Here is a 7,119-nt window from a genome sequence, read left to right as displayed (position 1 = left end):
ATCTGGAACAGCTATCTGCTTGCCAGAGAACCCCGTGACCGTAACGCTGCCTGTGACCGCTTCATGGATAAAATGAGCAGACTGACCGGGGTATTCCAAAACGAAACCATGAGCTTTGACAGGGAGACAGGAAAACCGAAACAATTTCAAGCTGGCAGCCTTTATTTCAAAGGCGCACCGTCAGAAGATACCCGGCTTGACCTCTGGTTCCCGGACAACCGGCGCACAGAAGAATGTGTGTCTGCCTATGCGTCCCTCTACCCGTTGATTACCTATTATCTGAACAGGCTGAATGACTGGGGGCTTTGCTTCCGGCGGTGCAAGGTCTGTGGAAAATATTTTCTGGCAAAGAGCCAGCGGTATGAGCTGTGCAGCGACAAGTGCCGAAAAGCACAGGCGCTTCAAAACAAGCGGGAATTTGACGAGAGGTCAAGAGAAAATAACTATGACCTGCTTTATAAAAATGAATGCCAGAACTGGCGCAACAAAATAAACCGGGTAAAAAATACCGCAGGCTTTCCGGCTGACCGTCTGGAAAAAATACAGGCTTCCTTTTCCGACTTTAAGAAAGAAGCCTTACAGAGAAAAAAGGCTGTAAAAACAGGAACGGCCAGCCCGAAAGAATTTACGGACTGGCTGTATCAGCAGAGTAATGTAATTGTTGAGCTGACCGAGATATAAAAAACTTTCTATCGTCAATTTCGCATTATTGCAATAACAGATTGCTTCTTCCATGAATGGTAATATTATCATCAAACTTTTGGAAGAACTATAAATGTCCGAGGTGCCTTTGATTTCGACAGAAAAACAGGCTGAATTGTTACAAAGCTCGGACATTTCAAAAATTTTTTGAGAAATGGCGAAAAAAGCGGGGCAGCACACGCCGCCCCGCCGATCCCATACGGTTATTCCATTGCCCGCATTTGTTCAATCAGAGATTGTTTTTTCTGTCTGCGGATTGTCCATACAGACAAGATTAGCTCCATTCCGAACAATACCAGAATGAACAGCCCCATTTCCAAAACCGGGAATTGATAAGGCACTACATTTCCGGCAAAAGCACCTACACTCATTTTTCTGCAAGCAAAGATGGAAGCCGGAAGCCCAACGATCAGCGTTGCCAATGTTGCAAAGAGCGCATAGCACAGCCCCTCACAGATGTTCATTTTACATAGCTGTTTTTGTGTTAGGCCGATAGAACGCAGAATACTGTTTTCCTGCTTTCGGGCGATCTGGTTAGAGAGTGTCGTGTTAATCAGGTTGATAACGCCAAAGAGAAATACCAGCCATGACAGTACCTCCATACTGCCAAACGCAAAAGAATTTGTCATTTCTTCATATTCAATCACTGTATTGATTTCATCTAAGGCAATATTACTATGGCTGGCAACAATATTTTTCAATTCAGCTCCCACATAGTCCATTTTTTTAGGGTCATTTACAATGCTCCATGAATAGTCAAAAGAGGTGATTTCCGGGTGCAGTTCGTGGAACAACGCTTCTGGTGCAAAAAGAGTTGCCCCATCTAAGTGCATCCTGCCATGTCCTGAATATACCTTTGCAGGAGCGTATAACCCCGATATGGTAACAGAAACGGATGGCTGTTCTTCTCCCAAAGAAATCTCAACCGTTGAACCAACACCCATATCCTCATTCTGCTTTAGCACATTATAGTCAATTACAATACTACGGGAATCTGTTGGCATGGTTCCCTCTGTCAGAGCCGCTTCAACTACCGCATAATTCTGGTCGGTCAGCATATCGCACATACCACCAGCTTGATGAATCTCTGTTTTATAAGTTGCATGGAGGGATTGCCTGCTTGGAATTATATCTGTAACGCCATCAATAGATAAGATTTCCTGCTTTAATTCCTCATTCAATGGATTTCCCGCTGCCATAACCTTTTCTTCTGTCATTTCAGAATCCAAATAAATTTTATAGTCGCCGTCTGGGAAAAACTGTCTTGCAAGCGCCTCTGGTGAGCGCAGCAAAACAATGGAGGATACCACAAGCAGGATAATTCCGCCCAAACTCAATGAGGCTACAATAGCAACGGTCTTTTTTCGGTCACGCCTAAAATTTGCAATTCCCATTGAAACAGGATTGAGCTTGATATTCTTTTTCCGGCTGCGGATGTCCTTTTGCGCCGGGGTAAAACGGACGGCTTCAATGGGGGAAATCCCTGCCGCAATTTTCACCGGCTTACGGATGGAAACAGATACCATGATCCAACTGCTTATAAGCGTTAAAATAACCGTTGCCACATAGGAAACAGCGTTAAAACCCTTGGAAAACAGGAGGAAACCGCCGCATACGCCCAGCACTGTGCCAATCAGAATCCCGATACTGCCGAGTTTGCGTCCCTCGTTCTTTACAATCCGCTTGATTTGCTTTGGTGTCGCACCAATCGTCCGAAGCTGCCCGTAGCTTTGGATTTTGTCATTGATGGAGATACGGAAGATACTCTGGATCACAATATAGCCGCCAATCAGAACAAGGACAATCACACCTGCCATCAGTGCAAAATCAAAGGATTTAGAAGCATAGGCAAGATACTTACTGTTCATTTTGGGCATAGGAAGCTGATATTCCTCCGCAATCTCCCTGCAATAAGAGGTCATCAGTTCTTCGCCCAACTGGTCGCTGTTTTTGAAATGGACATAGGCGCGATAGCCAGTCGGGTCAAACCCTTTCCATTCTGTCAGGGCAGCGTTGGAAAGAATGATAGCGCAGGTATTCGCTTCTTTTTCATTTACGCTGTCCATAATGCCGGTAACGACATAATCACCATGAAAACTCTCTGTATCTAAGGTCACAGTGTCCCCAATTTTGGCATTGTTTCCATAGGTGGAAAGAAAGTATTCGCTTACGACAACTTCATTTGCTTTTTCAGGAACCCTCCCCTCTAACAACTCCATCTGCGCCTTGGTAATCTCCATCATTTGCGCGTCGCAATACACATAAGACGCATGATAGCCCTGTTCCGAAAGTTCCTCACCCAGCATATAGTAGCCGCCTACGCGCTCAAACTCCGGCAGTCCTTTCAGGGTTTCAATGTCGTTTTCCTCCACGCCCAGCCAGACCGCCTCATAAGTATCGACAACCTGATTGCGTTGCATTTGTGTCAGGGAAGTAGACACAATTCCCGTAAAGCAGATCAGAAACGCCGCCAGTGCAACGGCAATCACCACCATCAGATTCCGGCGCTTCTCGCTTTGCAAACTTTTCTTTGCCAGCTTCTTTGTAATGGCGCTGGTATCATTCTCAAAAGGCCATGTCATAGCCTGCCACCTCCTTACTCCACAATCTTGCCGTCCTCAATGCGGACAATCCGATCTGCAAGGCGGGCAATGTCGTTGTTGTGGGTAATCATCACAACAGTTTGCCGGAACTCTGCACTGGTGCGCTTGATAAGCCCCAGCACCTCGGCGCTGGTCTTGCTATCAAGGTTGCCGGTTGGCTCGTCGGCCAGAACAATAGCCGGTTTGGTAATCAAGGCGCGGGCGATAGCCACACGCTGCTGCTGGCCGCCGGAAAGATTGTTCGGCATATTTTTCAGTTTATCTTCCAGCCCCAGCAGGTGAACGATCTCGTCCAAAAACTTCTGATCCACCGTGTCCCCGTCCAGCTCCACCGGCAGGACGATGTTCTCATACACATTCAGGATAGGAACAAGGTTATAGTTCTGGAAGATAAAGCCGATGTTGCGGCGGCGGAAGATGGTAAGCTGTTCGTCGTTCATTTTCGACAGTTCTTTGTCCCGGACAATCACATTGCCGGAAGTAGGGGTGTCCAGCCCGCCCATCATGTGAAGCAGGGTGGACTTGCCGCTGCCGGAGGTTCCCACAACGGCCACAAATTCGCCGTCATTTACAGAGAAGTTCACGCCGTCAAGGGCGCGGGTGATATTCGGCTCTGTACCGTAATACTTTTTCAGGTCGATAGTCTGTAAAATTCTCATAAAATTCAATCCTTTCTTTGTTTGTTGTAAATGCGGAACGCTGCTGCGCCGGTGGCCGCCAACTGTACCAGAATCAGCACAGCGAACAGTCCGAAGCTCTCATAGTAGAACAGTTCATCCCAAAACAGGAGAACATCACAGAGGGCAGTCAAGGCAACCGTCCAGCGGATGTGCTGGGCCAGCCTTTGCCAGAACGCCAGCACAAGGGCAACGGGCGGGACGATCAGCAGCGCCAGATTCAAAATCATGGTCGGGGTCAGTTCCATTGCAACGCCTCCTCACTTTTGTTGATAAGGTCATTGCAAAACCCAAATGTCCGCGAAATGTTACAGCGGCCAAAAAATTTCATCGAAAATCGGGGTGAAATGTTACAACGCTCGGACATTTCAAAATTATTATTCAACTACCCTTAATCGAGCTACAATACTTGTTTTTCTAAAATAGCGAAACGAAACATGAGGAACTATAATCGCCACAACGCAAATAACAATTCCCTCTAATATCAACGGGAAAATCGTAGGCTGTATTGTAAACAGCCATAAGTCAGGTTGATTAAAGAAAGTAGGAAGAATTGTATTTGCAACAATAAGAGAGAGAGGTAAACCCATTACACAAATCAGAAATGCGTAAAACAATCCCTCCAATACGGTCAATTTGTTAATTTGTTTTTTCGTCATTCCGATGCTCTCTAATGTAGCAAATTCCCGTTGCCGGTTTATAATGCCCGTTATAATGATGTTGGAAAAATTCACAAGCCCGATACTTCCTAATAGAAACCCAATAAGGCCACCTATGATAAAAATAGTTTGTTTTAATCCATTCATAGTTTGTGCCAATGTTTCAGACGATGCGTATTCAACGGTAGGCAAAGAATTGATGTACTCGGTCGCTGGCAAAAAGTGTTCTTTTTCCACATCAAACACATAACTCATTATGGCTGGATTGTTATACAATTCCACAAACATCTCATTACTCATATAGAAAATAGGACAATCGCCGCCAACATCAGTGTAGCCAACATTCTTACCCGGAGATTCTACCAATGAAAAATCAACCACTGCACGCGCAATTACCGAAACCGTTTTATAAGGCAATCCATCTTTGTAAATGGTAACTTCCTGATTGAGCGGACAAAGAAATTCAGGAGATTCATTTGGGTTGATCGCTGAAATTTCTATAACATAGTTTCCACTTTCCAAATATGAGGTTAGTTGCTGTATATCTGTTTCTCCCTCAATGAAATTCAATTTAGGAAGTATTGATTTTTCTACCCCGTAAATATTGCAAAGAGGTCGATAATCAACACCGAGTTTTACTGGATAAGTTCTGCCATCAACCATACCACTTCGTATAAGGTGATTATCTTCTGTGTATTCGTCTAATACTTCCGTGACCAAACTACCATAATCATAAGTAACACTGACATCATCCAAAGTGTTTTTATAAATTCGACTTCCGTTCAGCACAGGAATATTATTTTCAATATCAGATATGATTTCATTACTAACAGAATCATCTTTAAATCGAAAACCTTGCACATTAGAAAATGTGTTTGGGCTTGCCACAACAAAATCAAATGAGGTAACAGAAGATACATATTTTTTAACATCAACACTATTTCCGATTGCGATTGCACTGTTTAGGAGAATAATGCAGAGTATCATGGATAAGACGATAAATATGGTACGCTTTGAATTTCTTCTTAAATTTCTCCATGCCATTTCTGTTATTCTATTCTTAAACGAAAGACGATTCTTGTTGGCACTATGATAATTGTCTTTTTCATAGTATCTAGTTGCCTCAATGGGCGAAATCGTAGCTGCAATTTTGAATGGTTTCTTTATGCTCACCCAAACAGTAATCGCACTAAATATCCCGGCAACGACAAAAATAATAGGATTAAAACTCAAGTTCACAGAAAGATTGTGATACTCGCCTTTCATAAAATTAAGAATCCACGGAAGCATAAGTATTCCTACTATATATCCTAAAATCAACCCAATAGATATACCAATTATAGACAGCCAAAATGCTTGCTTATAAACAATTCGCTTGATTTGCTTCTCCGTTGTTCCGATTGTTCTTAATAAGCCATATTTCTTTATTTCTTGAACAACAGAAATCTCAAAAATATTGCGAATGAGCAAATAGCCCGTTATTACAAAAATCATAATAAAAAACAGGGCTGCTATTATGGCAATCCAATTTACAGATGTACCAGTGGACGGGCTGGTTCCCCTAATTTGCAAAATAGTTGTCTGTATAGACTGGATCGCTCCAACACATAAAGTCGTTACAGAAGTAAAAAGCATTGATGTTAAAACGATTGCTATTACAGCAACAATATTTCGTAATTTGTTGGCTTTGAAGCTTCTTTGCGCCAGCTTCTTTGTAATGGCGCTGGTGTCATTTTCAAAAGGCCATGTCATAGTTGTATCACCTCCATATTTGATAAGGGTATTGTAAAACCTAAATGTCCGCGAAATGTTACAGCGGCCAAAAAATTTCATTGAAAATCGAGGTGAAATGTTACAACGCTTGGACATTTCAAAAAAATTTACGGCGGGCAGCCGGAAATGGCCGTCCGCCGCGTTCTATTTTGTCGGCAGCATAATGGAAAATTCTGAACCCTTGCCCGGCTCCGAAACCACTTTGATATAGCCGCCTTGCCGCGTTACGATCTCGCGGGCCAGATACAGGCCAATGCCCACGCCCTGCTGTTCGTGTACTTCTTCCTCACGATAGAAGCGCCGGAAGATGGCAGCCTGATTGCTTTCGGAAATGCCCTTGCCGGTGTCGGTCACTTTGACCTCCACATACATTTCCCACAGCACCACTGACACGGCGATTTTCCCGCCTGCCGGGGTGTACTTCACTGCATTGTCCAGCAGGTTAAAGAGGGCTTCGGATGTCCACTTGCTGTCATGGAAAACGGTCAAATCCTCCGGGCAGTCCACGGACACAGCGATTTCCTTTTTCTCCGCTGCATACACAATCCCACTCATGGCCTGCGCCACGGTATCAAAGAGGCGACCCGGTTTCTTATCCAACTGGATCACGCCCGTTTCCAGCCGTGAGGTTTTCACAAGGGCCTGAAAGAGAAAGTCCAGCTTATCCGTCTGGCTGCGGATTCCCCGGATAAAGTCGGTGCGCTC

6 protein-coding genes are annotated in these 7,119 nt (G+C 44.3%); 1 reads left to right on the top strand and 5 read right to left on the bottom strand.

Going from position 1 to position 7,119, the window contains the following annotated elements:
* The coding region (locus tag GPK88_RS10420) for a hypothetical protein (protein ID WP_252197747.1) at positions 1–681 on the top strand (681 nt) is incomplete at its 5' end.
* Between the two features lie 224 nt (positions 682–905).
* On the opposite strand, the gene GPK88_RS10415 is transcribed toward GPK88_RS10420, so the two are convergent.
* The 5 genes from GPK88_RS10415 to GPK88_RS10395 all read right to left on the bottom strand — a co-directional run.
* Positions 906–3,284: an ABC transporter permease gene (locus GPK88_RS10415; protein WP_118626716.1), complete on the bottom strand. Its 2,379-nt coding sequence runs from the start codon at positions 3,282–3,284 to the stop codon at positions 906–908.
* Between the two features lie 14 nt (positions 3,285–3,298).
* Positions 3,299–3,964 (bottom strand): ABC transporter ATP-binding protein, encoded by a 666-nt coding sequence (locus tag GPK88_RS10410; RefSeq protein ID WP_005927557.1) that lies wholly within the window; start codon positions 3,962–3,964, stop codon positions 3,299–3,301.
* Between the two features lie 5 nt (positions 3,965–3,969).
* On the bottom strand, positions 3,970–4,230 hold the full coding sequence (locus GPK88_RS10405; RefSeq protein ID WP_005927561.1) for a hypothetical protein: 261 nt from the start codon (positions 4,228–4,230) through the stop codon (positions 3,970–3,972).
* A gap of 129 nt (positions 4,231–4,359) precedes the next feature.
* Positions 4,360–6,393 (bottom strand): ABC transporter permease, encoded by a 2,034-nt coding sequence (locus GPK88_RS10400; protein ID WP_055201191.1) that lies wholly within the window; start codon positions 6,391–6,393, stop codon positions 4,360–4,362.
* Between the two features lie 165 nt (positions 6,394–6,558).
* On the bottom strand, positions 6,559–7,119 hold a 561-nt coding region (locus tag GPK88_RS10395; RefSeq protein ID WP_215707763.1), incomplete at its 5' end, for a sensor histidine kinase.

The sequence above is a fragment of the Blautia sp. MCC269 genome (assembly GCF_018785655.1).
Classification (GTDB): domain Bacteria; phylum Bacillota; class Clostridia; order Lachnospirales; family Lachnospiraceae; genus Blautia_A.
This window is presented reverse-complemented; position numbering and strand designations above follow the sequence as displayed.

Excerpts from the sequence above, each read along its gene's own strand:
- GPK88_RS10400 (WP_055201191.1), bottom strand. The coding sequence starts at position 6,393 with ATGACATGGCCTTTTGAAAATGACACCAGCGCCATTACAAAGAAGCTG.
- GPK88_RS10405 (WP_005927561.1), bottom strand. The coding sequence starts at position 4,230 with ATGGAACTGACCCCGACCATGATTTTGAATCTGGCGCTGCTGATCGTC.
- GPK88_RS10410 (WP_005927557.1), bottom strand. The coding sequence starts at position 3,964 with ATGAGAATTTTACAGACTATCGACCTGAAAAAGTATTACGGTACAGAG.
- GPK88_RS10415 (WP_118626716.1), bottom strand. The coding sequence starts at position 3,284 with ATGACATGGCCTTTTGAGAATGATACCAGCGCCATTACAAAGAAGCTG.